The sequence below is a fragment of the Photobacterium sp. TLY01 genome (assembly GCF_021432065.1).
GTDB classification, from domain to species: domain Bacteria; phylum Pseudomonadota; class Gammaproteobacteria; order Enterobacterales; family Vibrionaceae; genus Photobacterium; species Photobacterium halotolerans_A.
The window spans coordinates 1,739,111-1,764,885 of sequence record NZ_CP090364.1; the positions used below are offsets into that span (position 1 = coordinate 1,739,111).

The following is a 25,775-nucleotide window of genomic DNA, read 5'->3' on the forward strand; positions in this document are numbered from 1 at the left end:
CATTCAATTGAATAAAAAATTTACCAATTAACTTATAGAGACATAGAAAGGTTTATTCATGAAAAGAATTCTTATTGTCGTCGGTTCTGTTTATGGCAGTACGATACAAATGGCGAATTATATTTCCAGAAAGTTAGACAAGTATGGTTATGTGGCTGAAGTCACTGAAAGTTCTTCTTTGGAAAATGTTAAAAAATCAAATCTATTACTCATTATGACGGCAACAACCGGTCAGGGAGATATTCCTCAAAATATAACTCCTTTTGTTGATGAGATAAAAGAAAGTCAAGAAGATCTAAATGACATCAACTATGCCATCATCTCATTTGGTGACAGTGGCTATGGACCGACATTCTGCAACTCAGGCAGAACTATCCAGAGCATATTGGAAAATCGCAATGGTAATTGTGTTATTCCACCATTTGAAATTGATACTGTTGAGTATTTAGACCCAGAAGAGCCTATCAACATCTGGTGCGAAAACTATATTGATAAATTGTAAGCGCCAACTCGCCAGGCTGACTCCGTTCAGTCTGGCATTTATACAATGAAGCCCTCTTACACCCTCGGCTATCATCACAATCGTTCTCTTAACAATGGCTGATACAGCTCCCTCTGTAATTTTAACTCTGTCACTCATGCTAATGAAAAAGTAAAAATTATCATCACTAGATGCAATAAACATTCAGATTTCATCATAATTCACTCTCATATCATGATAAATACCGACTTACTCTGTCATGCTATTGATTCATATTAAATCTTTACTCTTAGGAATCGCCATGAAAAAGGACGTACGCTTTCTCTTCCCTTTACCTTTTTTAATCGCAAGTTCATTCGCTTGGTCCAACATCACGTCATATCTGCCACAACAAGCCAGTCCAATTGAAGCAAAGAACACGCCTATGTTCATCTCGTTGGGCTTCGACGACAATATAGAAGCAGATGGTTTACGCTGGATTTCGAAAGCACTGAGCAGTCATACGAATCCTCAGGGTCTCGACTCATTTGCAGGTTCACCATTAATGTCGAGCTTCTTCATGCACTGCCAGCCCGCCCGAAACCAGCCTGATATCATTGAGCTTTGGCGAAAGCTGAACAATGACGGCCATGATATTGCCAACCATACAGAAACCCACCCCGACGATAAGGTAAACTACAACCCTTTCGAATCCTGGATGACGGCTGAGCAGTGGCAGCAGGAAGTCGCACTTTGTAATGAGTTTCTGACGCAACCTGTCGAGCAAGGCGGTATCGGAGCCCCTGCCGTTGCCGGATTTCGAGCGCCCTTTTTAACATTCAACAACAACACGCTGGATGCGCTGACATCAAACGCTATCCAGTATGATGTCAGCTTCCCGGCCGGCATTACCGGAGAAGAAAATGGCAGTAACAATTACTGGCCACATACGCTCGATCAAGGCAGTCCGTCGCAATCACTTGCGCAGCAAGGCGGGTGGAAACCAGCCATGAAAAATGTGCCGGGACTTTGGGAAGTTCCGTTGCAAGCGCTGATAGTCCCAACCGATGCAGCGGCCGCTGACTACGGGCTCACCTATTCGCTCAACGACAAAATTGCCAGTCGTGTCCCTTACTATGACCCGGCAGTACGTAAGGCCGACAACTTCGACTGGAACCTCTATACCACGCCTGACTGGGGTGGATACGGACTGAACGCTGACGACGTACTTGCGATATACAAATACAATCTTGATCTGCATTTAGCTGGAAATCGTGCACCACTGGTACTGGGCCTGCACTCTGCTTTTTACGGCAAATTAAATGGGGAAGAACATTTCGGGATGCCTGAAACCAGCGTCGCCGACCGGCAGGCGGTGCTGAAGCAGTTCATTGAATACGCGTTATCGAAACAGCAGGTGCGTTTTGTATCGCATCGTCAGCTTGTTGAATGGATGCAAAACCCAGTACCAGTTCTGAGTTGTGAACAGGCCATCTGGACAGCGCACACCACCTACCGTTTAGGGGATATCGTTCAATTCAATGGGGAATACTGGAAAGCGAAATGGTGGACGGCACAAGAAATTCCCGGTCACACTCCAGACAGTCCTTGGCAACCACTCACTGGCTGCGATGAGAACTGACTCAGTTACTATAGGAAGATTTGCGTCTATTGAAACGAAAAAAGGAGAGCCTAGGCTCTCCTTATTTCATCAAACTGAACTGAAATTACAGTGCAGCTTTCGCTTTTTCAACCAGAACGGTGAAAGTCGCTTTGTCGAAAACAGCGATATCAGCCAGGATCTTACGATCGATTTCGATAGATGCTTTCTTCAGACCATTGATGAAGGTGCTGTAGGTCATGTCGTTTTGACGTGCCGCTGCATTGATACGTGCAATCCACAGTTGACGGAAAGTACGTTTCTTGTTGCGACGGTCACGGTAAGCGTATTGACCAGCTTTAGTAACTGCTTGGAAAGCTACACGATAGACACGTGAACGTGCACCGTAATAACCTTTAGCTTGTTTAAGAACTTTTTTGTGACGTGCACGTGCTTGTACACCACGTTTTACGCGAGGCATAGGAAACTCCTAACTAATGAAATACGAAAACTAAAAACGATTAAGCGAACGGAAGCATACGTGCTACTGCTGCTACTTCACATGCAGGAAGCAGAGAGTTTGGACGTAGCTGACGCTTGTTCTTAGTAGTACGCTTAGTCAGAATGTGACGCTTAGTCGCACGCTTGTACTTAAAACCACCAGCAGTTTTCTTGAAACGCTTAGCAGCACCTTTGTTGGATTTCATCTTAGGCATGATGAGACTCCGCATTGTTGATAGTTAATAACATAGTAATCAGGCGAACAAAAAGCGCTGCACTGAGCAGCGCTTTTGCTACTTGAAGGCCTGAATTACTTCTTCTTAGGGGCAAGCATCATGGTCATTTGGCGACCTTCGACACGACTAGGGAAGCTCTCGACGACAGCGATGTCGGCCAGTTCATCCTTAATACGGTTCAGAAGATCGATACCCAGACCTTGGTGGGCCATTTCACGACCGCGGAAACGCAGTGTGACTTTACCCTTGTTGCCCTCTTCTAAAAAGCGAGTCAGGTTGCGCAGTTTTACCTGATAATCGCCTTCATCTGTACCAGGACGGAATTTTACTTCCTTCACCTGGATTTGTTTTTGCTTTTTCTTTTGCTCTTTAGCAGCCTTGCTCTTTTCGAACAGGTACTTGCCATAGTCCATCACCCGACAGACTGGTGGCTCGGCATTAGGGCTGATTTCAACCAGATCGACACCAGCTTCATTCGCAGCACTAATTGCTTCGTCAATAGAAACAACACCGATAGACTCGCCATCGATACCAGTTAAACGAACTTCGCGTACGCCACGGATTTCGCCATTGATACGGTGTGCGTTTTGCTTAACTGGTGCTTGAGTTCTTTTTCCGCCTTTAATACCTTATTCCTCCAAAACATTGAGCTTACGACTGCTAATCTCTTGTTGCATGTAAGCAACAAAGTCATCAATCTTGAATTTACCCAAATCGTTACCCTTGCGAGTACGAACCGCAATCTCACCTGCTTCGACTTCTTTGTCACCACAGACCAGCATATACGGAACTCGCTTTAAAGTATGTTCGCGGATTTTAAAGCCAATTTTCTCATTTCTCAAGTCCGCGTTGACTCGGATACCACTTTTTTGCAGTTTTTCTACAACTTCACGAACATATTCTGACTGGCTGTCAGTAATATTCATAACAACTGCTTGCTGTGGCGCCAACCAGGTTGGGAAATAACCCGCGTATTCTTCAATGAGGATACCGATGAAACGTTCAAGGGAGCCTAGAATTGCGCGGTGAATCATCACAGGCGTATGACGCTCATTATCTTCACCGACATAAGTCGCACCCAGACGCTCAGGCAGAGCAAAGTCTAGCTGAACTGTACCGCACTGCCAAGCACGATCTAAGCAGTCATGCAAAGTAAATTCAATTTTAGGGCCGTAGAACGCTCCCTCACCTTCCTGAATATCGTAAGGAATGCTCATTGATTCCAGTGCAATTTTCAGGTCAGATTCGGCTTTGTCCCACATTTCATCGGAACCAACACGTTTCTCAGGACGTGTCGACAGCTTCACCACAATATTGTTGAAACCAAAGGTTTCATAGGTGTCATAAACCATCTTGATACAAGACGTCACTTCTTCCTGCACCTGATTTTCGGTACAGAAAATGTGCGCATCATCCTGAGTGAAGCCACGAACACGCATCAGACCATGCAATGCACCTGACGGTTCGTTTCGGTGGCAGCTGCCGAACTCGGCCATACGTAATGGCAGATCACGGTATGATTTCAGACCCTGATTGAAGATCTGAACGTGACCCGGACAGTTCATGGGCTTAATCGCGTACTCACGCTTTTCCGACTCAGTCGTGAACATGTTTTCTGCGTACTTATCCCAGTGACCCGAGCGCTCCCACAGCACACGGTCCATCATCAGCGGACCTTTCACTTCCTGGTAGTCATACTCAGTCAGCTTGTCACGGACGAATACTTCCAGCTCACGGAACACGGTCCAGCCGTTGTGATGCCAGAACACCATGCCCGGTGCTTCCTGCTGCATGTGATACAGATCAAGCTGCTTACCCAATTTACGGTGGTCACGCTTAGCCGCTTCTTCCAGACGCGTCAGGTGCGCTTTCAGGGCTTTCTTATCATGGAAGGCTGTGCCGTAAATACGCTGCAACATCTTGTTATCGCTGTTACCACGCCAGTAAGCGCCAGCCACATTCAGCAGTTTGAAATGCTGACAGAAGCCCATGTTCGGCACGTGCGGGCCACGGCACATGTCGATGTATTCTTCATGATGGTACAAGCCCGGACGATCATCACGAGAAACATTCTCATCCAGGATTTCCATTTTGTAGGGTTCGCCGCGAGATTCAAAGGTATCACGCGCTTCCTGCCAGCTGACTTTCTTCTTGATCACGTCGTATTTGGTTTTCGCCAGCTCGACCATGCGCTTTTCGATCTTTTCCAGATCATCTGTCGTGAGTGGCTGCTCCAGATCGACGTCGTAATAGAAGCCGGAATCAATCGTTGGACCGATCGCCATTTTCACATCCGGGTACAATTGCTTGATAGCATGACCCAAAAGGTGAGCACAAGAGTGACGAACAATTTCCAGGCCGTCTTCATCTTTTGCGGTGATGATTTCCAGTTTTGCGTCGTTTTCAATCAAATCACAGGCATCAACACGAACACCATCAACACGGCCGGCGATACAGGCTTTCGCCAGGCCTGGGCCGATAGACAGCGCCACATCGAGAGTAGAAACCGGATTATCAAATTGACGCTGACTGCCGTCAGGAAGAGTAATTACAGGCATTCATTGATCCTTTGTTCAGTGGTGCCACATACCAAGTAGCACATGCAATTTCGTATTTTACCGCCTGCCAAGGTGCAGTACGGTGATGAGAGAGTGTCTGTTTCGGTGTGAATTTTGGTACAAATCAAAATTGCTGACCCCAGACAGAAGGCGAATTGTAATGGATTGACTCACAAAACTAAAGATAGAAAAGCCAGTTACCTGTGAGCCACTTGCAAAATAAGGGAAAAGTTGCTTTCATTTGTATAGGCAATTTAGAGTCGATAATGACGCAGAGACAACACCATGACAAGCGCACCGCGTTATCAGCAAATCAAAGAGTATCTCGACCAGAAAATCCAGAGTCGTGAATGGCCACCCGGATATAAGATCCCCACCGAAATTGAGCTGTCTGAGCAGTTTGAAGTCAGTCGGATGACAGCCAATAAAGCGATCAAAGAGCTGGTGAATGAAGGGTTTCTGGAACGCACTCCCCGTTTAGGTACTTTTGTCTGTAATAAAAAAGCTGAATCTCCCTTGATGGAAATTCGAAACATCGCAACGGAAGTCAAGAGCCGGGGTCATCAGTATTCCAGCAAAGTGATCACGCAGCAGCAGGTCAAAGCCCGCGATGAAATTGCATTACGCTTAGGCGTGCGGCATGACACGACTGTGTATTTTACTCAAATCGTCCATTACGAAAACAAGGTGCCGATTCAGCTGGAAGAACGCTGGGTGAATCCACACTTTGCCCCGGATTATATCCAGCAGGATTTCACGACTCAGACACCCAATGAGTATCTGATGCAGACCTGCCCGCTCAGCGATATTGAGCATACTGTTGAAGCCATTCTGCCCCCGTCGCATATCAGTGAGTTACTCGAAATGGCGGTCGAGTCGCCATGCCTGCTGCTCAATCGCCGTACCTGGAGTAACACCAATCTCATCAGTACCGCACTGCTGTATCACCCCGGCGATAAATACAAGCTCAGTTCCAGGACCCGCGTTATTTAACTCGGGGTCGTCTTCAGGCGCTGTAAGCCTCGTTATTTTCTTACCTGTCCTATTGATACAAAAGTCTGTTCACGCTATGGGCAGGCTTTTGTATCACGCATCATTTCCGCGTGATACTTCCCGCTCCCGCTGCCAGATACGCTAGGGTTAATAGAATCCTTCAACATTGGTCACACTTTCATTACATCACATCTTGAGTTTTATCCGAATTCGGACTTTAATTTGTATATACATATTAAGCAAACAGAGAGACGCCACTTGCTATGGAACGTATTCTGACCAACCTCAAACTCGTCACCATGGAGCCGGAACACGGTTATCAGATCATTGATAATGCCATGGTGATTATCCGTCAGGGTAAGATCAGCTACGCCGGTCCGCAGCAGTCAGACTGGCAAGATACCGTCGACAGCCAGGCTGACATTGTCGATTGCAATCAGGCTCTGGTTACTCCGGGTCTGATCGACTGCCATACCCACCTGGTGTTTGCGGGTAATCGTGCTAACGAATTTGAACAGCGTCTGAACGGTGTGCCTTACGAAGAGATCGCCAAGGCAGGTGGCGGCATTTTGTCGACGGTCCGTGCAACCCGTGCAGCAACAGAAGATGAATTATTCACCCTCGCAATGGAACGTTTGGCTGGCCTGAAGCGTGACGGCGTGACTACTGTCGAAATTAAATCCGGCTATGGGCTGACGACCGAAGATGAACTGAAAATGCTGCGCGTGGCCCGCCGGATTGGCGAACAGGCAGACATCAAAGTCTCGACCACACTGCTGGCCGCGCATGCTCTGCCGCCTGAATATGCCGGTCGCAGTGACGATTACATCGCCCTGGTGTGCGACGAAATGATTCCTGCAGCAGCAAAAGAGAACCTTGCAGATTCAGTCGACGTTTTCTGCGAAGGCATCGGTTTTTCAACCGAACAGAGTGCACGGGTTTTTGCCGCGGCCAAAGCCCACGGCCTGATGATTAAAGGCCATACAGAGCAGCTTTCAAATTTAGGCGGCAGTGCGCTGGCGGCCAGTATGGGTGCAACATCTGTCGACCATATTGAATACCTGGACGAAGCCGGTGTTGATGCACTGGCCGCCCATCACACAGTCGCAACCCTGCTGCCGGGCGCTTTCTATTTCCTGCGTGAAACGCAGCAGCCGCCGATCGCCCTGCTTCGTGAAAAAGGGGTGCCAATGGCAATTTCCACCGACTTTAACCCCGGCACCTCGCCGATTGCCTCGCTGCGTACCATGATGAACATGGCGTGTACCCTCTTCCGCCTGACACCGGAAGAATGCCTGCGAGGTGTGACCGTGCATGCCGCACAGGCGCTGGGCCTGAGTGAACAATGCGGACAGATCCGCACCGGTATGGCCGCGGATCTGGCGCTGTGGAATCTCGACTCGCCAGCAGAGCTGTCCTATCGCATGGGTGTGCCCGATTTAATCGCCCGGATTGTAGATGGCAACGTATTTTATCAACCCAAGAATCAGTAAACAGGAGGCTGTATGCCTATCGATATGAGTGTCTGGCAAGGACGCAGTGATCCTGAAGACGGCAACAAAGGTCTGCGCTGGCACCAGAAAGTGCAGCCAGCCGACAATGCCAATGAAAGTGGCATCATGTTGCTCGGCTTCGCCTGTGATGAAGGTGTCTCGCGTAATAAAGGCCGCACCGGCGCTTATGATGCGCCAGTTGCGATTCGTCGCGCACTGGCCAATCTGGCCTGGCACCACGAAGAGCCCGTTTATGACGGCGGGAACATCAGCTGCGACGACAGTAATCTGGAACTGGCGCAATACCGGCTGGCAGAAGACGTGAGTCGCGCCCTGCGTCAGCGCCATAAAGTGATCGTCTTTGGTGGCGGACACGAAGTCGCCTGGGGTTCATTTCAGGGCATTGGCAATTATCTGGTGCAAAAGCAGCATGTTGCCGGCAATGCGAATGAAGCACAGCAGCCGCCGCGGGTTGGCATCATCAACTTTGATGCACACTTTGACCTGCGTAATCCGCCGGGTGGCAAACAGTCTGAAAAAGGCAGCTCAGGTACGCCTTTCCATCAGGCCGCCCGTTTTTGTGAATTACACAACTGGCCATTCAAATATGCCTGTCTGGGATTGGCACGGACCAGTAACACCCAGGCGCTGTATGAAAAAGCCGACCGGTTAGGCGTGCTTTACAAAGATGACCATGAACTGGTTCATCACAAAATGGAGCAGGCTCTGACAGAGCTTCAGCGATTTATTGATCAGTGTGACTACCTCTATCTGACCATTGATCTGGATGTTTTCCCGGCCTCTGTGGCTCCGGGAGTCAGTGCCCCGGCGGCGCGCGGTGTGCCATTCGATATCGTTGAAATGCTGCTGGAGCCGATATTAAAAGCCAGAACGCCAAAAGGGGAATCAAAGATCCTGGTCGCGGATCTGGCTGAATACAACCCACGATTCGACATTGATAATCAAACTGCACGGTTAGCTGCACGGCTGGCCTGGACAATCGCCCGCGCGATTCGTTAACCCAAAAGCGGCAAGGAGAGCATAATGACGCAACAGCAAAACCCACGTCTGGACACGACACGCACGATTAAAGCCCCCACAGGCACCGCGCTGAATGCCAAATCATGGCTGACAGAAGCCCCGCTGCGTATGCTGATGAATAATCTGCACCCTGATGTGGCAGAACATCCGCACTCACTGGTGGTTTATGGAGGGATTGGCCGTGCAGCCCGTAACTGGGAGTGTTATGACAAGATCGTGGAAGTGCTGAAGCGTCTGGAAGACGATGAGACACTGCTGGTTCAGTCCGGTAAGCCTGTCGGCGTATTCAAAACGCACAGCAATGCACCGCGGGTCCTGATTGCCAACTCCAATATCGTGCCACACTGGGCGAATTGGGAGCACTTCAACGAGCTGGATAAGAAAGGCCTGATGATGTATGGCCAGATGACCGCAGGCAGCTGGATCTACATCGGCTCGCAAGGCATCGTTCAGGGCACCTACGAAACCTTCGTTGCCATGGCGCGTCAGCACTTCAACGGTGATGCATCCGGTCGCTGGGTTCTGACCGGCGGTCTGGGTGGCATGGGTGGCGCTCAGCCTCTGGCGGCCACCATGGCGGGTTTCTCTATGATTGCGGTTGAGTGTGATGAATCGCGCATTGATTACCGTCTGCGGACCGGTTATGTCGATTGCAAAGCCACGACGCTGGATGAAGCCCTGGCGATCATTGAAGAATCCAAACAAACCGGTAAGCCGGTTTCAGTTGGCCTGCTGGGTAATGCTGCTGATGTCTTCCCTGAACTGGTGAAGCGCGGCATCGTGCCAGACTGTACTACTGACCAGACGTCAGCCCACGATCCGCTCAATGGCTACCTGCCGCAGGGCTGGACCATGGAGCACGCGGCAGAAATGCGTCTGAAAGACGAAGCTGCCGTTGTCAAAGCGGCAAAAGCGTCGATGGCGGTACAGGTACAGGCGATGCTGGATCTGCAAAAAGCAGGTTCTGCAACCGTCGATTACGGCAACAACATACGCCAGATGGCGCTGGAAGAAGGTGTTGAAAACGCGTTCGATTTCCCAGGGTTCGTACCGGCTTATATTCGTCCCCTGTTCTGTGAAGGTGTCGGTCCGTTCCGCTGGGCTGCTCTGTCTGGCGACCCGGAAGACATCTACAAAACCGATCAGAAAGTCAAAGAGCTGATCCCGGATAACCCGCACCTGCATAACTGGCTGGACATGGCGCGCGAGCGTATCCAGTTTCAGGGACTACCGGCACGGATTTGCTGGGTGGGACTGAAAGACCGCGCACGTTTAGGTCTGGCATTCAACGAAATGGTGCGGAACGGTGAGCTGAAAGCACCGCTCGTAATTGGCCGCGATCACCTGGATTCAGGCTCTGTCTCCAGCCCTAACCGCGAAACAGAAGGCATGATGGACGGCTCAGACACTGTCTCCGACTGGCCACTGCTCAATGCCTTGCTCAACACAGCATCGGGCGCGACCTGGGTTTCCCTTCACCACGGTGGTGGCGTCGGGATGGGCTTCTCTCAGCATTCGGGTATGGTGATCGTCTGTGACGGTACCGATGAAGCCGAAGAACGCATCCGCCGCGTCCTGCGTAACGACCCTGCGACTGGTGTGATGCGTCACGCTGATGCTGGCTACGACATTGCGATCAACTGCGCCAAAGAACAGGGCCTTGATCTGCCAATGATCACAGACAAATAACGCCAGCACGCATGCTCGCGAATGAATCTGGCCGTAAACAGCGGAATCTATTGTGCCAAGTATCTGATTCAGCGCCATCAAGGTGCAGCTGAACAACCAAGCCGGGAACCCTCCCGGCTTTTTTATCTGAATCCGTTATTAAAACGGCTTTGATATGAATTTTACTGCCCTGCACTTTTTAATTGACTGTTTTTGTTGTTTAAGTCAGCTAAGCGGCAAACATATAGTCTATGCTGTGATGAGGTAAGCACGGGGCGACTGACAAAAACACCAGAACAACGTCAGTCAGGGTTGCGATGAGCACGGCTCGTTCAGGTTCGCTGAACCAGAAACGATTTACACCCGACACAATTGCCCCAACAGATTTGGCGTCACTGTCTTTATATAATTCAGCCCAGTTGCTGTTTTATTGTTTATCATGATTTGTACCCAAACTGGTTTGTGCCCGGAGGATGCTATGTGGCAAGCGATTTCCCATCAGCTTTCAGACGTACTTGATCAACCCTTTACCATTCGCGAGCGGGATACCCTCGCAGGCGGGGACGTGAACGAATGCTATTGCATCAGTGATGGCGATCAAAGGTACTTCATCAAGCTGAATGAGAAAGAGCAGCTTCCCGTTTTTGAAGCCGAAGCGGAAAACCTGCGGGTTCTGCAGGAAACAAACTCAGTCACAGTACCGACAAGCCGGCATATGGGCATCAGCCGGGATAAAGCCTTTCTCGTTCTCGATTTCATGCCGATGAAGAACCTGGACACAGAATCGGCCCACACCCTTGGCCAGCAACTGGCACATCTTCATCAATGGGGCGAACAGCCGGAATATGGCTTTGACATGGACAACTTTATTGGTCTGACGCCTCAGCCCAATCAATGGCGTCGCAAATGGTGCCGTTTTTTCGCTGAACAGCGGATTGCCTGGCAGCTTCAGTTGTGTGAAGAGAAAGGTATCGACTTTGGCAGCATTGATATCATCACTGGCAGGGTCATTGATATCTTGTCGGCACATCAGCCCAAACCTTCCCTGCTGCACGGCGATTTATGGCATGGAAACACGGCACTCAGTGTCGATGGCCCGGTGATTTATGATCCCGCCTGCTACTGGGGTGACAGAGAATGCGACATTGCCATGACTGAGCTGTTCGGCGGATTTCCCGACAGCTTTTACAACGGCTATCAGTCGGTCTTTCCGCTGGATGATGGCTACAGTCAACGGCGCGACCTGTACAACCTCTACCATCTGCTGAACCACTGTAATCTCTTTGGCGGAGAGTATCTGGAACAGGCAGAACGCTGCATTCGCAAGCTCAATCTGGCGAAACCTGAGTAACAATTAAACGGAGATCCGGGCTACCGTCTGCAGAGTTGAAGTGATAAAGTTCACATTCTTTATCCTTTCAGCTCAAGACGGGAACCGTATGTTAAAAGCCGCAATCTTCGATATGGATGGCCTTCTGGTCGACTCAGAACCTTTCTGGCAACGTGCTCAGGTCGAGGTATTCTCTTCGCTGGGTGTGACAATTTCACAGCAGGAAACACTGGAAACCATGGGGTTGCGAATCGATCATATTGTTGATCTCTGGTTCGAGCGCCAGCCATGGCAAGGCCCGACATGCCAGGACGTCAACACCATGATCACGAAACGTGTGGAAGAACTGGTTCAGGAGCACAAACCGATGTTGCCTGGTGTGCGTGAAGCGATACAGACATGTCAGGAGATGGGCTTAACGGTTGCGCTGGCGTCATCATCTCCAATGAGTCTCATCAATGCCACCTTAGATGCCCTGTCGCTGACGGAGCATTTCAGTGCCCTGTTCTCTGCCGAGCACCTGCGCTACGGCAAGCCTCATCCTGAAGTGTACCTGAATGCCGCGGATCAACTGGGCGTGGATCCTCATCACTGCGTCGCATTTGAAGACTCACTGAACGGCTTGCTGGCTGTCAAAGCAGCCCGGATGAAAAGCATTGTCGTACCGGAGCAGCAACACAGTGCCGATCTGCGTTGGTCTATCGCGGACAAAAAACTTAACTCGCTGCTCGAAGTAAATAAAGCATTAATCAGCAGCCTTTAATCAGGCTGGAGAATGATTAGCCTGATGAGCGCAATTCGCAAACAGGCTGATCATTCTGCTTCACAAATCATTCATCCATATTGATATCAAAGGCGTCACTATAGACCCATTTCCGGTCCATCGATTTCACATTACGCTTAACTTGTCCACTCTCTTTTGATCAACTTTCCAGCCAGCAAAGCCTCTGTAGCTAAAACTTCTCAGCAATTCAAAGTTTGCAGTTAATTCACGGCAAAAACTAATCCGTATCGCTAGGATTAACTTAACGGTGAGCAAACCGATACCCATCGCTTGGGCTGCGATCGTCAGGTAAGAAACACTTGTGTTCCACCTGTCGTCGTTCCAAAGGCGAGAGAGTCATGACTCTCCAGTATGGACACTGGCAGCGGTATGAATGTGCCAATCAGTATCAGGTGCATAGAGTTAAGGAGTAGAAAATGAAGAACTACAGTGAGCAGAGTGTCACTTGTCCGCATTGCGGCCACAATATCCGGATTACCCTGGACAGTAGTGCCGGTAGTCAGGAATTTTACGATGATTGCCCCGCATGTTGCCATGCGATTCACTTAAACATGCAGGTTGATGAATTACACAAAACCATTCACCTGTTTGTCGATGCTGACGACGAGCAAATTTTTTAACGATTAGAATCAACACGCCGATCATCAGAGGGCGTGTTGATTGAACCAAACCCAGTGTTTAACCTCTCGCTGCCATCACCCTTTCCACCGTATCCACCACAGCCTGCGTTTGGGGATCAATCTCAATATTGATCACATCGCCTTTTTGGCGCGCAGACAGATTGGTTCGGTTCAGAGTTTCCGGGATCAAATTGACGTTAAATCGCTGACCTTCCACATCGCCAATCGTCAGGCTGGCCCCGTCAATACCGATATACCCTTTCGTGAACACATATTTCATCAGGCCGGCCGGCAAAGAAAACCAAATCTGATGGTTGTTTTCTGTTTCAATGACCTCATCCACCACCGCAGTGGTCATGATATGGCCTGACATACTATGTCCGCCTATCTCATCACCGAACTTCGCCGCTCGCTCGATATTCACTCTGTCACCAGGACTGAGCAAACCCAGGTTGGTGACACGCAGTGTTTCCTGCATCAGATCGAAAGAAATATGGTTCCCGCTGATGTGTGTCACCGTCAGGCAACAACCGTTATGCGCCACGGAGGCACCGATTTCCAGTCCCGCCAGCAGATCATCGGGCAAGTGAACTACATGCGTCTGAAAATCTTTTTTCTTTTTAATGTCAATAACTTCAGCCGTGCACTGAACAATACCTGTAAACATGTCTCCTCCAGAGAACAAAATCTGAAAGCGATGGTCACTCGCCGAATCGAATCGCAACAACATGCTGCGCTGCGCAATGAATCTCTGCCCAGCATCCTAACATTGACCCGTTTTACTTCGCCAGTGCTGTGATCCGACGGTATTGTGATAACCTCAAACTATACGGCGGCACAGAAGAAAGCAGAAAAACGCTGAATTGTGATACAGATTGAATAAATCATTGTCAGTATTAGTGAAGCCGATATAATCCACTGTGAACATTATTCCAATAATAGATTACCTGCCCTCTGGAGCATTTCGTGCATCTTTATCGTCTAGAAACTAAGCGATTGTTGAAACTCGCTATTCCTGTTCTGATCGCCTCCGTCGCGCAGACAGCAATGAGCTTTATTGATACCGTGATGGCTGGCGGTGTCAGTGCCACCGATATGGCCGCTGTCTCGGTCGCCTCCAGCGTCTGGATGCCTGCCATTCTGTTTGGCATTGGTGTGCTGTTTGCTATGGTACCCATTGTGGCCCAGCTCAACGGCTCCGGCCAGAAAGACAAAATTCCGTTTCAGGTACAGCAAAGCTTTGTCTTGTCTTTACTCTTATCCGTTCCAATCATACTGGTGCTTTATAATGCAGGCATCTTAATTGATTACATGTCTGTCGAAGCCGTGCTGGCAGAAAAAACCATCGGCTATTTACACGCTGTGCTCTATGCTGTGCCAGCCTTATTGCTATTTCAGGCGCTGCGCAGCTTTTCTGAGGGCCTGTCGCTGACTGTTCCCGGGATGGTGATTGGTTTTATCGGCCTGCTGGCGAATATCCCGCTGAACTGGATTTTTGTCTACGGTAAATTCGGTGCACCGGCGCTGGGCGGGATCGGCTGCGGTGTCGCCACTGCCATTGTGTACTGGCTGATGTTTTTTGCCATGCTGGTTTATGTGCTGGTAAACCGTAAACTCAGCAAGGTGGGCCTGTTTGTGACCTGGTACAACCCGGAACTGAAAGCGATTCTGCGCCAGTTTAAAATGGGCTTTCCGATTGCAGCGGCTTTATTTTTTGAAGTCTCGATTTTTGCGGCAATCGCCCTGCTGATTGCACCTCTGGGTTCGATTGTTGTCGCCGCGCACCAGATAGCGATTAATTTCTCCTCACTGGTGTTCATGTTACCGATGAGTTTAGGTGCCGCTGTCAGTATCCGGGTAGGCCATCAACTGGGTGAACAAAACTTTGATGGTGCCAGAATATCCAGCCATTGTGGCATTTGGGTGGGTGTTGCGATTTCTGCTGTCACAGCAATTTTGACCATCATCTTCCGCGAGCAGATTGGACTGCTGTACACCGACAACTCAGAAGTGATCGTACTGGCAACACAACTGCTTTTCCTGGCGGCGGTTTATCAGTGCAGTGACGCTGTTCAGGTCGTTGCTGCCGGGGCGCTACGGGGTTACAAAGACATGCGTGCCATCTTCATTCGCACCTTCATTGCCTATTGGGTGTTTGGTCTGCCAATCGGTTATGTGCTGGGTATGACCCACCTGATCACAGAACCCATGGGGCCACACGGCTTCTGGATTGGTACGATTGTTGGCTTAACTGCTGCGGCGTTAATGCTGACAGTGCGGCTGCTTTGGCTGCAACGTCAAGACCATGATTTCCAGCTGGCGATGTCGGTCCAATAATCCAACGCCCCCTCCTAAGTTAAGGCAGCAGACGCTGCCTTTTCTTTGTCTGAAAACTCAATCTGTTAGCTTATACTGTTATAAAAACTCCAGAATCACGACCATGCACCGACACTTTGCTTCAAATCTGCTGAACACAAGCAAGCTACTGATTCGGCTCACAATATGCGGCCTGCTCATTCTATTGGTCGGTTGTGATCGGCAATCCTCAGACAATCAGTTTGCAAACTATGCTGATCGTCTTGCTTCAGTGCTGGAAGTGAGCTCACCGAAAGCGCCTGATACCCGGCTCCCCTCCCTTCCCGAAGTCAGTGATACGCTGCAGCGCACTGAAGATGTCCGAATGGGCCTGATTGATGCTTATGAACTCAGGAAATGCGGCTTGTTTCATCTGATTGCTGAGCGCAACTCTGTGCTGGGAAAAGTGCAGGACAGAACCCGTCAGCTCCGCTACGAGCTGCTTTTATTAGACGGTCTCGGCCACTGTATCGCGACATTACCCGAGGACGATAATGTCAGAGCGCAACTATTACAGGTTCAGGCCACGAAAGAAGATGACCTGCCTAAATACTTATGGAACATGCTGCTCACGGGTGAAGAATGGCAAAAACAATTTAAGCCGGCACACGCCGCCTTTTCGCTGAGTAACATTCCAGATGCCACTGAAACCATGCAGGCGATGAGTGGTTTAGCGCACATTGCCAGCCAGATTTCAGCGCAGCACAGCGTCTCCGCTCAATCCGCTGAACGCCTGCTCAGCTACGAAGAAAACATCCACACCTCGCGTTATCTCGGTCAACTATTTTACTCCATGGTCCGAGCCACTGACTGGTTGAACACCACAACCACCCTACTGAACCAAAACGACGCCACCGTCATGTGCGGACCTAACCGAAATCAGCAGAAAGCCAACTTTCTGGAGAACGTCTTCTATAAATTTTTCGTGACGGATATTCAGCCATACCTGGCTAAGCTTGATGCTCGCTACCAGGACATTCAGCCGGATCTGCAAACCCTGTTTGCGACCCCCAGACGCCCTGCTGCAGTCGCTGACTATCACAGCTTCTATGTAAATGGTGATATGTACCGCCAATTTCGTGACGCTACGCTCAACCACGTCTCCTACTGGCAGACCTTGTTCAAGCGTTGTGGGATAAAGGTCGGACAACCATAGACACGGCTGGTTTTGGCTGTTCGGCATGCATCACACCTTACTGATGAATATACGGCTCCAAGACCAACAGCCCCGACTATGCTGTACATAAAAGAAAAATCAGGGAGCGGAATGTGATGAAGAAGATCAAGAACGAGCAAAAACTGATTAAGAAAGCCATGGAACTCGGTATCGCCTTTGCCAAAAAACAGGGTTATGACGATTTCGACAAAGGCATTTCAGATAAAGAAAAAGTGGAATGTATTTACCGGTTACTGGTCGACGTGAAACAAATCACCCCGCTCTCACCTGATCAGGAAGACGGCCCCAATATGAAACATAAGCTGGCGATCTGGATCTCCCGCTTATTGCCACCGGATCACGAACTTTTGCAATAATTTTTGCCCTGAAAACAACCACTCAATGCCTGATTCAGCGTCAGGAAGTACAAGTAACAATCAAACAGTCACGAAAAATAAAAAAAGCCAACTCAAACACTTGCGCCAGTGGGTCTGAGTCGCTAATATTCACCCCGTTCTCAAGCAGGACGATTCAATGATACGACCGTAGCTCAGCTGGTTAGAGCACCACCTTGACATGGTGGGGGTCGGTGGTTCGAGTCCACTCGGTCGTACCAAATCCTGCATTAGAAAATATTGTTGCTAAACAATCAAAACATAGCATTTGCGTCTGTAGCTCAGCTGGTTAGAGTATCGCCTTGACATGGCGGGGGTCGGTGGTTCGAGTCCACTCAGACGCACCAAATTTTTTCAATATGCTAAAGCGTGTTGAAGCAAAAACTGAATAAAGCGTCTGTAGCTCAGCTGGTTAGAGTACTACCTTGACATGGTAGGGGTCGGTGGTTCGAGTCCACTCAGACGCACCATACAGAAAAGCCCGTTCGAAAGAACGGGCTTTTTCTTTATCTGCAGATGACCTTTACGCGTTGTTCCAGTTCACGGTAAAAGTGAAATCCCACAGTTCATTCGAAGCCCCTATGCCTGGATAGGCCGCATAAAACGTATTGTTCAATGCTGCTAAGGCTGGGCCGCACTGAGATCCTGCTTCATTGATTTCTGTAAAGTCGATCTGATTGGTACTCCAGGAATTGCCATTAAAAGCACAGCCATATAGCTGTGCGGTGTGGGCCCCATGGTAAAACGCAAATAAAGTATCACTGGTTGCCGCCAGCGACACACCGTCATAGGCTTCTGCACCGTTTGCATCTTCCAGATTGGTTTGCGGTCCCCACTCTGAGCCGTCAGAAGTGGAACATACATAAATAGCAGAGCCATTAATCGGGGTTCCGCCAATGCCTTCCCAGCCTAAAAACAGTTTCCCGTTGAAAGCGGCTAACGCGGGTCCGGCTGTCGTTGTACTTGAGGCGCCATTCTGGTCGCTGACATTGACCTGTGAATCCCAGTCGGTGCCGTTTGCCGATGAGCAAACATAAAGATTGCTCGATAAGTCTTCACCCCGGTAGGCCATATAAAGCCGCCCGTTAAATGCAGCAAGGGCCGGCGGGGAATCAGTTTCGGCATCATTCTGTGAGGTGATTTTTGTTTGATCACCAAAATTGACGCCATCTGCACTTGAGCAGATATAAATGCTATCGGAGCCTGAGCCCTGATAAGCCAGATACAACCTGCCATTGAATGCTGCCAACGCAGGGCTGTTCTGAGTTTTCGCGCCATTCTCATCGGTAATATCCGTTTGCTGAGACCAGCTCACCCCATCGGCAGTGGAGCAGATGTACATGCTTTTAGAACTGCCCCAGCCACGGTAAGCCATGTATATCCGGCCATTGAACGCCGCAAGTGCGACCTTGCTGCTGGACTCTGCATCATTCTTGAGTGTGACTTCGGTTTGACTCGATGCGTTTACGCTGATGGTCGTCATGTCTCGTTTTCTCCTGAACTGAAATGAATGTGGCAGAGCAATGTCACTGCCTGTCCTGTTCCTGTCGCGCCTGTTCCATCGCCCTTCACCCTCCATGACTCGACAGCTTTAAACACACAACAGTCACATTGGGCCTGGAAAAACACTTTCCAGCTTAGACCAGAAACACACACCAGCAGGACAAGAAAGACAGACATGGGGTCCATGTCATTCCTTCATTGATAAATTTCACATTCATTTCACCCTCAGCTTGCCATTCCTAACTTGGTTCGCAAAATGCGAATATGACCCGTTCCGCAACCGTCCCCCCACAAACGTAACAGTCGCCACCCGCCACATTATGACTGGTATAACTCTTGCTTCAGCCTGTACAGGCAGGTGTTGTAAGGCGGTCGCGATGAATACTGTGATTCAGGTTGTAAAGCACTTAACGCCGGGCATGGTGGGTATGGCAGCGCTGAATATTCAGCAGTTCTCTGCCTTACGGCAAAAGCGTTTTATCGTCTGCCTGGAAGGCACGATGAGTGAATCATTGGAAAGGTGGCCTTACCTGAAACAGGTCATCGATAAACTGATCTTCCTTGATGCAGCATCTGAAACCACCGCAAGCGTGATTCGCACTCTGGTCAGACTGTTTCGCACATACCACGCAGGTGTTGTGCATACCCATCAAAGTACGGCTTTATATCAGGCGGGTATTGCAGCCCGACTGGCTGGCGTCAGCACCTTAATACACAGCGAGCATGACAACTGGCTTGAAGAAGAACCCAAACATCCGCGATTGATGAAAATGGCTCTGAGTTGTATTCACCCTGTGATGGTGACCAGTGGCAGCAGAATGAATGACAGGTTACAAACCTCTCTTCACCGCCGCGATATCACCACGATTCCGTACGGTGTTGATACTCAGCGATTCCAGCCAGGCAACCAAAGCATGGCCCGGCTCCGGCTGGGATTACCCACAGGGGCGAAAATCATCGGCACAGCAGGCAGGCTAATCCCGGAAAAGCGGCATCACTTATTGATCCATGCCCTGAGTCACTTGCCGGAGAATGTGCATCTAACCCTGGCCGGTGAAGGCGCTCTGGCGCAAACGCTGCATATGCTGGCAATCAAACTGTCGCTGAGCCACCGTGTCCATTTCATGGGGCACGTCGGGAACATGCCGGAATTTTATCAGGCACTGGACCTGTTCTGTATTACCTCGGACGCGGAGGACTATCCGGTTTCTCCGCTTGAGGCACAGGCCTGCGGAATACCCGCGGCATTAACTGATATGGGGGCCTGCAGCGATGTCCTTTGTCCGTTCAATGGTATCCCGCTCAATACTGGCGATGAGCGGACGCTGATTTACCAAATCCATACAGCGCTGCTGAAGAAGCCCGGCATCAGCCCTCGTCGTCACATTTTGCAGCACCACGATGTTCGTACCATGGCCGAGGCTTACGATGCGCTGTGTTATTCAGAAAACCCACCCGCTGTTGATAACCATCAACATGCTGCCAACCCTGCCCCTCGACCAAAATGTCACTATACTTTGCCGAATAAACCCAGATAAAAGCAGAGGATAACTATGATTCTGATCACAGGCGCCAGTAGTGGACTGGGTGCGGCGCTGGCTGCTTCTTATGCCGCCGATGGCCACACGCTGACACTGACAGGCCGAAACGACGAGCGCTTACATCACATCGCCCGTCAATGTCAGCCGGCCAATATCTGTACCCTGACTGCCGATCTTTCTGATGCCAGCTCGGTGTCATCTCTGTTCGATAAACTGCCATCCGCACCTGAAACCATGATTTTCTGTACCGGCAGTGGCTATTTCGGCTCGCTGGAGAAACAAGAGCCTGATGCGATTGCGCAACTGTTCAGTGATAACTTGCTGTCTGCGACCTATTTTCTGCGGGAAGCGGTTCAACGCTACCGTAATACTCCCCTGACCTGCGCGATTGTGATGTCGACGGCGGCTCAGGTTGCGAAAGCCGGCGAATCAACCTATTGCGCGGCCAAATGGGGCGTCAGGGGACTGGTGGAATCAACCCGGTTGGAATTGAAAGGCAAGCCAATGAAACTGGTCGGGGTGTATCCTGGCGGCATGGCAACCGAATTCTGGGCCAGCAGTGGTAAAGAGATGGATATCAGCAGTTTCATGACACCTGAAGAAACCGCTACCATGCTCAAGAAAGCGCTGCAACATGCAGAGCACGGCTATGTTTCTGATGTTACGATCAATCGTTATTGATCCCGCCCGCACTGCTCACCCCCCACTCTCTTTCGCAAGCTGACCGGACTGGTGGCTTGCGATCGATTCCGGCCAACTCCCCCGGCAAGAAAGTAAACGGTTACACCAGATAAATACTATTTTATTCATGAAGTTATGCCATGGTCACAGTTGATCGGCATTCTTTGATTGAAACTATTACACCTGCGTTGTTTAATAGGCTGGAATATTGAATGAGGTCACCATGGCAACGATCAAAGATGTCGCAAAACACGCAGGTGTGTCTGTTGCGACCGTTTCCCGCGTTATCAATAAATCGCCCAAAGCCAGTCAGACGGCGGTTGATGCTGTCACTCAGGCCATGCGAACTCTGGGTTACCGGCCCAATGCCAACGCCAGAGCGTTGGTGAACCAGAGCACCAACACTTTGGGTGTTCTCGCCGGTGATGTTTCTGACCCCTTCTTTGGCGCGATGGTCAAAGCGATTGATGGGATTGCCCGTCAGGAGAAAAAACATCTGCTGATCGGTAACGGATACCACAATGCCGATCAGGAGCGCGAAGCCATAGAGTTGCTGCTCAACAGCCGGTGTGAATCCTACGTCATCCACAGTAAAGCACTCAGCAATGACGAATTAATCGAATTTGCGCGTGAAGTTCCCAGCATGGTGCTTATCAACCGATTTATTCCTGAGATCGCTAACCGATGCATCGCCCTTGATAACGAACGCGGCACGTATCTGGCCACCAAATTTCTGATTTCGCACGGCCACCAGCATATTGGTTATGTCAGTTCAAACCATGATATCGAAGACAGAGAGCAGCGCAGAAACGGATACGAAAAAGCACTGGAAGAACACGGTCTTCCATTTCGTGAAAGTTATATTGAGTTCGGTTCACCGGATGGTGAAGGCGGTGAAAGCGCAGCCATTAACCTGCTGGCGAAAAACCTGCCAATTACAGCGATTGTCACCTATAACGACTTTATGGCCGCGGGTGTGCTCTCCGTGCTGGATGAAAATGGCATCCGCACACCGGAGGAAATGTCGCTGGTTGGTTTTGACGATGGCGCGCTGGCAAGATACCTGCACCCGAAATTGACAACCGTCCGCTACCCCATTCAAATCATGGCCGAACAAGCTGCCATTTTGTCGATGAAATTAGCCAAAAATGAAGCCATCAGCCCTGACAGCCGTTTATATGCCCCCACCCTGGTGCGCCGCTTATCCGTACGCGCATTGTCGGACTAAAAAAGGACGGACTGAAAAAGGACGGTCTGAAACAGAGACGGAATGAAAATGAAAAAAAGCGAGTGGCAATCTGCACACTCGCTGATGTGATTTCATCTCCCTCCGGATAAATCACCAACCGGCATTAAAGCCGGACATACCTCTACTCGAAATCAAACTGATAACAGGTCGTGTGCTGATAACTCTCCCCCGCAGTCAGCCAGGCATCACTGAAGTGCCATTCCGGGTGATTGGGAGAGTCCGGCAAATACTGGGTTTCAATCGCAATGCCCTGATGCTGTTGATAACACCCATCACGCCCGGGTGTGCCTGCCAGTGCATTGCCGGTATAAATCTGAACCGCAGGCTTAGTGGTCCTCACTGTCATGGATACCTGTTCGTCTTCTGATACCAGTTCAACGGCTGTCCCTGTGCCGATAACGTCATCATCGAGGACAAAGGCATGGTCATAACCGCCCGCCTGTTGCTGATCCGCATCCAGCAGCAAATCCTGACGAACAGGCTTGCCCTTGCCAAAATCGAATCCGGTTCCGGCAACCGCCCGCAGTTCACCGGTCGGAATCCTATCCGAATCGGTTACGACATAGCGTTGTGCATGGACGGTTAAACGGTGATCCAGGCAGTCAGAACCGGACTCAGCCCCAGACAGATTGAAATAGGCATGATTGGTGAGATTCACCGGCGTGTCTTCATCCGTGTGTGCCTGGTAGTCGAAAATCACCTGATTCGATGCATTGAGTGACACAGTCACAGAAACCGTCAAGTGGCCGGGGAAGCCCTGATCGCCCGCCGGTGATGACCCACTGAAACGGATCATGGCGTCTGAACATTCTTCTACCTGCCAGCGCTGCCTGTCAAATCCGTGCGGGCCGCCGTGCAGGCAATGGGCATTTTCATTCGCCAGCAGACTGAAGACTTTGCCATTGCGGCTGAAGCGGCTGTTGCCAATCCGGTTCGCAAAGCGTCCCACCGTCGCGCCGAGATACGCTGTCTGACGCTGGTAATCAGCCAGAGTACGGCAGCCCAGCAGCACTTCACGGCGACCGCAGCGCAACGGTAAAGTGCAGCTGACCCAAGTCGCCCCAATATCCATGAAGGTGGCTGTCATGCCATTGGCATTGGATAAAGTGAACACCCGAGCCGGTTGACCGTCTTCTGCTGCACCGGCTGTCAGGTCGGCAGTCAATTGCTGCACAAAGTCATCACTGAGCATTAAGTACGTCCTGTTGCAGCAAAACGCTTTTCAGCACACCGGCACCTGCCATTGGCTGACAGACATAGATGCTGGCCTGCAGCCCGGTTGCGTTTTCGTACTGCGCTTCAACAGCCCGCTGGACAGCGTCGACCAGTTCCGCAGGCACCAGCGCGACCACGCATCCGCCAAAACCGCCGCCTGTCATGCGCACACCGCCCCGCTCGCCAATTGCTGCTTTCACTATGTCTACCAGGGTGTCGATTTCCGGTACTGTGATTTCAAAATCATCCCGCATCGACTGATGAGAGTCCGCCATCAGCTGGCCAAGCGTTGCCAGATCCCCCTGCTCTAATGCTTCAGCCGCACGCAGGGTACGCGCATTTTCAGTGATAATGTGTTTGGCCCGGCGGGCAACCACCTCATCCAGTTGCTCCGCCTGAGCCTGAAACCTGGAGATATCCACATCCCTGAGCGCTTTTACGCCAAAGGCCTGCGCAGCGGCTTCGCATTGCTGACGACGGGTGTTGTATTCACTGCCGACTAATCCGCGTTTTTTGTTGCTGTTGATGATCACCACCGACAACTCAGGCGGCAGAGAGACAGCCTTGGTCTCTAATGAACGGCAGTCGATTAACAGCGCATGTCCCGCTTCGCCTTCAGCAGAAATCAGCTGATCCATAATGCCGCAATTGCATCCGACAAACTGGTTTTCAGCCTGCTGACCGATTAAAGCAATTTCCTGCTGTGTCAGTGACAGATCGAACATAGCGTTAAACGTCTGCCCGATCACCACTTCCAGCGCCGCGGATGAGCTCAGCCCCGCGCCCTGGGGCACATTACCGCTGACCGCAATATCAATCCCGCCCAATTCACAACCACGCGACTGCAGACAGTCAATCACACCGCGAATGTAGTTGACCCACAGGCAATCTTTGTCAAACACCAGGGGCTGAGAAAGATCGAACGTATTGATCTCCCCCTGATAGTCGAGAGCCATCACCCGCACACACTGATCGTCACGTCGGCTTGCGGCCACCATGGTTTGATAATCAATGGCGCACGGCAGAACAAAACCATCATTGTAATCTGTGTGCTCACCAATCAGATTCACGCGTCCCGGCGCCTGGATCAGGTGGGAAGGTGAATAGCCAAACCCCTCAACAAAGGCGGTTTCAAGGCGATTGACGAGCTGTTCTTCCCGGCTGTATGTCGTCATGACTGCTTTTCCTTACTCATATTTGCTTCGCGATAGTGGACATCGCTGACAGCCCGCAGTCTTTCTGCGGCCTGTTCTGGCGTTAAATCACGCTGGCTTTCTGCCAGCATTTCGTAGCCAACCATGAATTTCTTGACACTCGCTGAGCGTAACAATGGCGGGTAAAACAAGGCGTGCAATTGCCAATGGTCCAGATCATGACTGTCCGTGTCGCTGTGCTCAAAGAAAGGGGCGAAATGCCATCCCATTGAATATGGGAATGGACACTGAAACAGATTGTCATAACGACTGGTGAGCTTTTTCAGCGCCAGTGCCAGATCTTCACGCTGCACAACAGACAACTCGCTCATTCTGCGAATCTGTGTTTTCGGCAGCAGCAAGGTTTCAAACGGCCAGGCTGCCCAATAAGGAACGACCGCCAGCCAGTGCTCGGTCTCCACTACCGTTCTGCTGCCATCGGCCAGTTCCGAGTTGACATAATCCAGCAGCAACGGCCTGCCGTGCCGCTGGAAATAGTCGCGCTGATACTGATCTTTCACCGCCACTTCGTTGGGCAGAAAGCTGTTGGCCCAGATTTGCCCGTGCGGATGCGGTTGCGAGCAGCCCATGATGGCGCCTTTGTTTTCAAAGGCCTGTACCCAAAGAAAGCGCTGACCTAGTTCTTCAATCTGGCTGTCCCAGGTATTGACGATCTCGGTAATGGCCGACAGGGGCAATTCAGGCAGCGTTTTACTGTGATCCGGTGAGAAACACACCACCCGGCTCAGCCCCTGAACGGATTGAAACTGAAACAGGCTGGTTCCTTCGCTGCTGGCAGACGGCGTGTCTGGCATTAACGCAGCATGATCGTTGTTGAAGACATAAGTCCCGGTATAAGCCGGGTTCACATCACCCGACACCCGGGTATTGCCTGCACACAAGAAGCACTCGCTGTCGTAAGGCTGATCCGGTGCCACCGCTTGCGATTCATCTGCACCTTGCCAGGGCCTTTTCGCCCGGTGGGGCGACACCAGTACCCACTGACCGGTCAGCGGGTTCAAACGCCGGTGCGGATGTTCGCTTGCATCAAATACGTCTGTAAACATAGTGACTGAATGCCTTCTTATCGTGGTGACTTACAATGAGCAGCAGTGTAGCAATCCGCCGCTCAGGGAGACTGTTACCTTTCTCACACAGTGGAAACGTTTACAAATTAATTGAAAAAACACAATCCATGTTCGG

At 50.5% G+C, this 25,775-nt stretch carries 24 protein-coding genes and 3 tRNA genes; 18 read left to right on the forward strand and 9 right to left on the reverse strand.

The features are described from left to right. The first annotated feature begins 58 nt into the window (after positions 1-58). Positions 59-502, forward strand: coding sequence for a flavodoxin domain-containing protein (locus tag LN341_RS08335; protein ID WP_234203007.1), 444 nt, complete (start codon positions 59-61; stop codon positions 500-502). Positions 503-782: 280 nt separating this feature from the next. Next, positions 783-2,102, forward strand: coding sequence for a polysaccharide deacetylase family protein (locus tag LN341_RS08340; protein WP_234203008.1), 1,320 nt, complete (start codon positions 783-785; stop codon positions 2,100-2,102). An 85-nt stretch (positions 2,103-2,187) separates the two neighbouring features. On the opposite strand, the gene rplT is transcribed toward LN341_RS08340, so the two are convergent. From rplT to thrS, 4 genes are all read right to left on the reverse strand, one after another. Beyond that, the gene (rplT, locus tag LN341_RS08345; protein WP_027252114.1) at positions 2,188-2,541 is read right to left on the reverse strand and encodes a 50S ribosomal protein L20; all 354 of its coding nucleotides are present in this window, start codon (positions 2,539-2,541) and stop codon (positions 2,188-2,190) included. Positions 2,542-2,581: 40 nt separating this feature from the next. Beyond that, complete coding sequence (gene rpmI, locus LN341_RS08350) at positions 2,582-2,776, reverse strand: 50S ribosomal protein L35 (RefSeq protein ID WP_027252113.1); 195 nt, start codon at positions 2,774-2,776, stop codon at positions 2,582-2,584. A 95-nt stretch (positions 2,777-2,871) separates the two neighbouring features. Continuing rightward, positions 2,872-3,423 carry a translation initiation factor IF-3 gene (gene infC, locus LN341_RS08355; RefSeq protein ID WP_082095794.1) on the reverse strand — a complete coding sequence of 184 codons (552 nt, stop codon included), beginning with the start codon at positions 3,421-3,423 and terminating at the stop codon, positions 2,872-2,874. 3 nt (positions 3,424-3,426) lie between these two features. Continuing rightward, on the reverse strand, positions 3,427-5,355 hold the full coding sequence (thrS, locus tag LN341_RS08360) for a threonine--tRNA ligase (RefSeq protein ID WP_234203009.1): 1,929 nt from the start codon (positions 5,353-5,355) through the stop codon (positions 3,427-3,429). A gap of 285 nt (positions 5,356-5,640) precedes the next feature. Between thrS and hutC the strand changes: the two genes are divergently transcribed. The 7 genes from hutC to LN341_RS08395 all read left to right on the forward strand — a co-directional run bounded on the left by hutC (position 5,641) and on the right by LN341_RS08395 (position 13,284). Next, positions 5,641-6,348: a histidine utilization repressor gene (gene hutC / locus LN341_RS08365; protein ID WP_234203010.1), complete on the forward strand. Its 708-nt coding sequence runs from the start codon at positions 5,641-5,643 to the stop codon at positions 6,346-6,348. 263 nt (positions 6,349-6,611) lie between these two features. Further along, positions 6,612-7,841 (forward strand): imidazolonepropionase, encoded by a 1,230-nt coding sequence (hutI, locus tag LN341_RS08370; protein ID WP_046221297.1) that lies wholly within the window; start codon positions 6,612-6,614, stop codon positions 7,839-7,841. 12 nt (positions 7,842-7,853) lie between these two features. Beyond that, positions 7,854-8,861, forward strand: coding sequence for a formimidoylglutamase (gene hutG, locus LN341_RS08375; RefSeq protein WP_234203011.1), 1,008 nt, complete (start codon positions 7,854-7,856; stop codon positions 8,859-8,861). Between the two features lie 24 nt (positions 8,862-8,885). Further along, the gene (hutU, locus tag LN341_RS08380) at positions 8,886-10,571 is read left to right on the forward strand and encodes a urocanate hydratase (RefSeq protein ID WP_234203012.1); all 1,686 of its coding nucleotides are present in this window, start codon (positions 8,886-8,888) and stop codon (positions 10,569-10,571) included. 457 nt (positions 10,572-11,028) lie between these two features. Next, positions 11,029-11,901 carry a fructosamine kinase family protein gene (locus tag LN341_RS08385; RefSeq protein ID WP_046221300.1) on the forward strand — a complete coding sequence of 291 codons (873 nt, stop codon included), beginning with the start codon at positions 11,029-11,031 and terminating at the stop codon, positions 11,899-11,901. Between the two features lie 88 nt (positions 11,902-11,989). Further along, positions 11,990-12,643, forward strand: a complete 654-nt coding sequence (hxpB, locus tag LN341_RS08390; protein WP_046221301.1) for a hexitol phosphatase HxpB — start codon at positions 11,990-11,992, stop codon at positions 12,641-12,643. A 437-nt stretch (positions 12,644-13,080) separates the two neighbouring features. Continuing rightward, positions 13,081-13,284 (forward strand): CPXCG motif-containing cysteine-rich protein, encoded by a 204-nt coding sequence (locus LN341_RS08395; RefSeq protein ID WP_046221302.1) that lies wholly within the window; start codon positions 13,081-13,083, stop codon positions 13,282-13,284. Positions 13,285-13,342: 58 nt separating this feature from the next. Here the strand turns inward: LN341_RS08395 and LN341_RS08400 are convergent, their stop codons facing one another. Continuing rightward, positions 13,343-13,951, reverse strand: a complete 609-nt coding sequence (locus LN341_RS08400; RefSeq protein ID WP_046221303.1) for a riboflavin synthase — start codon at positions 13,949-13,951, stop codon at positions 13,343-13,345. 299 nt (positions 13,952-14,250) lie between these two features. Between LN341_RS08400 and LN341_RS08405 the strand changes: the two genes are divergently transcribed. The 6 genes from LN341_RS08405 to LN341_RS08430 all read left to right on the forward strand — a co-directional run bounded on the left by LN341_RS08405 (position 14,251) and on the right by LN341_RS08430 (position 17,660). Continuing rightward, positions 14,251-15,621 carry an MATE family efflux transporter gene (locus tag LN341_RS08405; protein WP_234203013.1) on the forward strand — a complete coding sequence of 457 codons (1,371 nt, stop codon included), beginning with the start codon at positions 14,251-14,253 and terminating at the stop codon, positions 15,619-15,621. A 103-nt stretch (positions 15,622-15,724) separates the two neighbouring features. Further along, complete coding sequence (locus LN341_RS08410) at positions 15,725-16,795, forward strand: DUF3080 domain-containing protein (RefSeq protein WP_234203014.1); 1,071 nt, start codon at positions 15,725-15,727, stop codon at positions 16,793-16,795. 116 nt (positions 16,796-16,911) lie between these two features. Beyond that, entirely contained in the window at positions 16,912-17,172 is a 261-nt protein-coding gene (locus tag LN341_RS08415; protein ID WP_046221305.1) for a DUF5062 family protein, read from the forward strand. A gap of 162 nt (positions 17,173-17,334) precedes the next feature. After that, positions 17,335-17,411: transfer RNA gene (locus LN341_RS08420), tRNA-Val, on the forward strand. A 49-nt stretch (positions 17,412-17,460) separates the two neighbouring features. After that, positions 17,461-17,537, forward strand: a tRNA-Val gene (locus LN341_RS08425). 46 nt (positions 17,538-17,583) lie between these two features. Continuing rightward, a tRNA-Val gene (locus LN341_RS08430) sits at positions 17,584-17,660 on the forward strand. A 53-nt stretch (positions 17,661-17,713) separates the two neighbouring features. On the opposite strand, the gene LN341_RS08435 is transcribed toward LN341_RS08430, so the two are convergent. Continuing rightward, positions 17,714-18,673 (reverse strand): hypothetical protein, encoded by a 960-nt coding sequence (locus LN341_RS08435; protein ID WP_234203015.1) that lies wholly within the window; start codon positions 18,671-18,673, stop codon positions 17,714-17,716. Between the two features lie 397 nt (positions 18,674-19,070). Between LN341_RS08435 and LN341_RS08440 the strand changes: the two genes are divergently transcribed. From LN341_RS08440 to LN341_RS08450, 3 genes are all read left to right on the forward strand, one after another. Then, on the forward strand, positions 19,071-20,231 hold the full coding sequence (locus LN341_RS08440) for a glycosyltransferase (RefSeq protein ID WP_234203016.1): 1,161 nt from the start codon (positions 19,071-19,073) through the stop codon (positions 20,229-20,231). A gap of 15 nt (positions 20,232-20,246) precedes the next feature. Then, positions 20,247-20,915 carry an SDR family NAD(P)-dependent oxidoreductase gene (locus LN341_RS08445; protein ID WP_234203017.1) on the forward strand — a complete coding sequence of 223 codons (669 nt, stop codon included), beginning with the start codon at positions 20,247-20,249 and terminating at the stop codon, positions 20,913-20,915. 223 nt (positions 20,916-21,138) lie between these two features. Next, on the forward strand, positions 21,139-22,143 hold the full coding sequence (locus tag LN341_RS08450; RefSeq protein ID WP_046221309.1) for a substrate-binding domain-containing protein: 1,005 nt from the start codon (positions 21,139-21,141) through the stop codon (positions 22,141-22,143). Positions 22,144-22,285: 142 nt separating this feature from the next. Here the strand turns inward: LN341_RS08450 and galM are convergent, their stop codons facing one another. From galM to LN341_RS08465, 3 genes are read right to left on the reverse strand one after another with little or no spacing between them, the layout of a single operon-like run. Further along, positions 22,286-23,356: a galactose-1-epimerase gene (galM, locus tag LN341_RS08455; RefSeq protein WP_234203018.1), complete on the reverse strand. Its 1,071-nt coding sequence runs from the start codon at positions 23,354-23,356 to the stop codon at positions 22,286-22,288. Next, a complete protein-coding gene (galK, locus tag LN341_RS08460) occupies positions 23,346-24,554 on the reverse strand; it encodes a galactokinase (RefSeq protein WP_234203019.1) in 1,209 nt (402 codons plus the stop codon). The genes galM and galK overlap by 11 nt, the downstream gene beginning before the upstream one ends. Further along, complete coding sequence (locus LN341_RS08465) at positions 24,551-25,639, reverse strand: UDP-glucose--hexose-1-phosphate uridylyltransferase (RefSeq protein ID WP_234203020.1); 1,089 nt, start codon at positions 25,637-25,639, stop codon at positions 24,551-24,553. The genes galK and LN341_RS08465 overlap by 4 nt, the downstream gene beginning before the upstream one ends. Positions 25,640-25,775: the final 136 nt, after the last annotated feature.

Bases quoted from the DNA above. Each gene is read 5' to 3' on its own strand.
- LN341_RS08335 (WP_234203007.1), top strand. From the start codon at position 59: ATGAAAAGAATTCTTATTGTCGTCGGTTCTGTTTATGGCAGTACGATA.
- LN341_RS08340 (WP_234203008.1), top strand. From the start codon at position 783: ATGAAAAAGGACGTACGCTTTCTCTTCCCTTTACCTTTTTTAATCGCA.
- rplT (WP_027252114.1), bottom strand. From the start codon at position 2,541: ATGCCTCGCGTAAAACGTGGTGTACAAGCACGTGCACGTCACAAAAAA.
- rpmI (WP_027252113.1), bottom strand. From the start codon at position 2,776: ATGCCTAAGATGAAATCCAACAAAGGTGCTGCTAAGCGTTTCAAGAAA.
- thrS (WP_234203009.1), bottom strand. From the start codon at position 5,355: ATGCCTGTAATTACTCTTCCTGACGGCAGTCAGCGTCAATTTGATAAT.
- hutC (WP_234203010.1), top strand. From the start codon at position 5,641: ATGACAAGCGCACCGCGTTATCAGCAAATCAAAGAGTATCTCGACCAG.
- hutI (WP_046221297.1), top strand. From the start codon at position 6,612: ATGGAACGTATTCTGACCAACCTCAAACTCGTCACCATGGAGCCGGAA.
- hutG (WP_234203011.1), top strand. From the start codon at position 7,854: ATGCCTATCGATATGAGTGTCTGGCAAGGACGCAGTGATCCTGAAGAC.
- hutU (WP_234203012.1), top strand. From the start codon at position 8,886: ATGACGCAACAGCAAAACCCACGTCTGGACACGACACGCACGATTAAA.
- LN341_RS08385 (WP_046221300.1), top strand. From the start codon at position 11,029: ATGTGGCAAGCGATTTCCCATCAGCTTTCAGACGTACTTGATCAACCC.
- hxpB (WP_046221301.1), top strand. From the start codon at position 11,990: ATGTTAAAAGCCGCAATCTTCGATATGGATGGCCTTCTGGTCGACTCA.
- LN341_RS08395 (WP_046221302.1), top strand. From the start codon at position 13,081: ATGAAGAACTACAGTGAGCAGAGTGTCACTTGTCCGCATTGCGGCCAC.
- LN341_RS08400 (WP_046221303.1), bottom strand. From the start codon at position 13,951: ATGTTTACAGGTATTGTTCAGTGCACGGCTGAAGTTATTGACATTAAA.
- LN341_RS08410 (WP_234203014.1), top strand. From the start codon at position 15,725: ATGCACCGACACTTTGCTTCAAATCTGCTGAACACAAGCAAGCTACTG.
- LN341_RS08415 (WP_046221305.1), top strand. From the start codon at position 16,912: ATGAAGAAGATCAAGAACGAGCAAAAACTGATTAAGAAAGCCATGGAA.
- LN341_RS08435 (WP_234203015.1), bottom strand. From the start codon at position 18,673: ATGACGACCATCAGCGTAAACGCATCGAGTCAAACCGAAGTCACACTC.
- LN341_RS08440 (WP_234203016.1), top strand. From the start codon at position 19,071: ATGAATACTGTGATTCAGGTTGTAAAGCACTTAACGCCGGGCATGGTG.
- LN341_RS08445 (WP_234203017.1), top strand. From the start codon at position 20,247: ATGATTCTGATCACAGGCGCCAGTAGTGGACTGGGTGCGGCGCTGGCT.
- LN341_RS08450 (WP_046221309.1), top strand. From the start codon at position 21,139: ATGGCAACGATCAAAGATGTCGCAAAACACGCAGGTGTGTCTGTTGCG.
- galM (WP_234203018.1), bottom strand. From the start codon at position 23,356: ATGCTCAGTGATGACTTTGTGCAGCAATTGACTGCCGACCTGACAGCC.
- galK (WP_234203019.1), bottom strand. From the start codon at position 24,554: ATGACGACATACAGCCGGGAAGAACAGCTCGTCAATCGCCTTGAAACC.
- LN341_RS08465 (WP_234203020.1), bottom strand. From the start codon at position 25,639: ATGTTTACAGACGTATTTGATGCAAGCGAACATCCGCACCGGCGTTTG.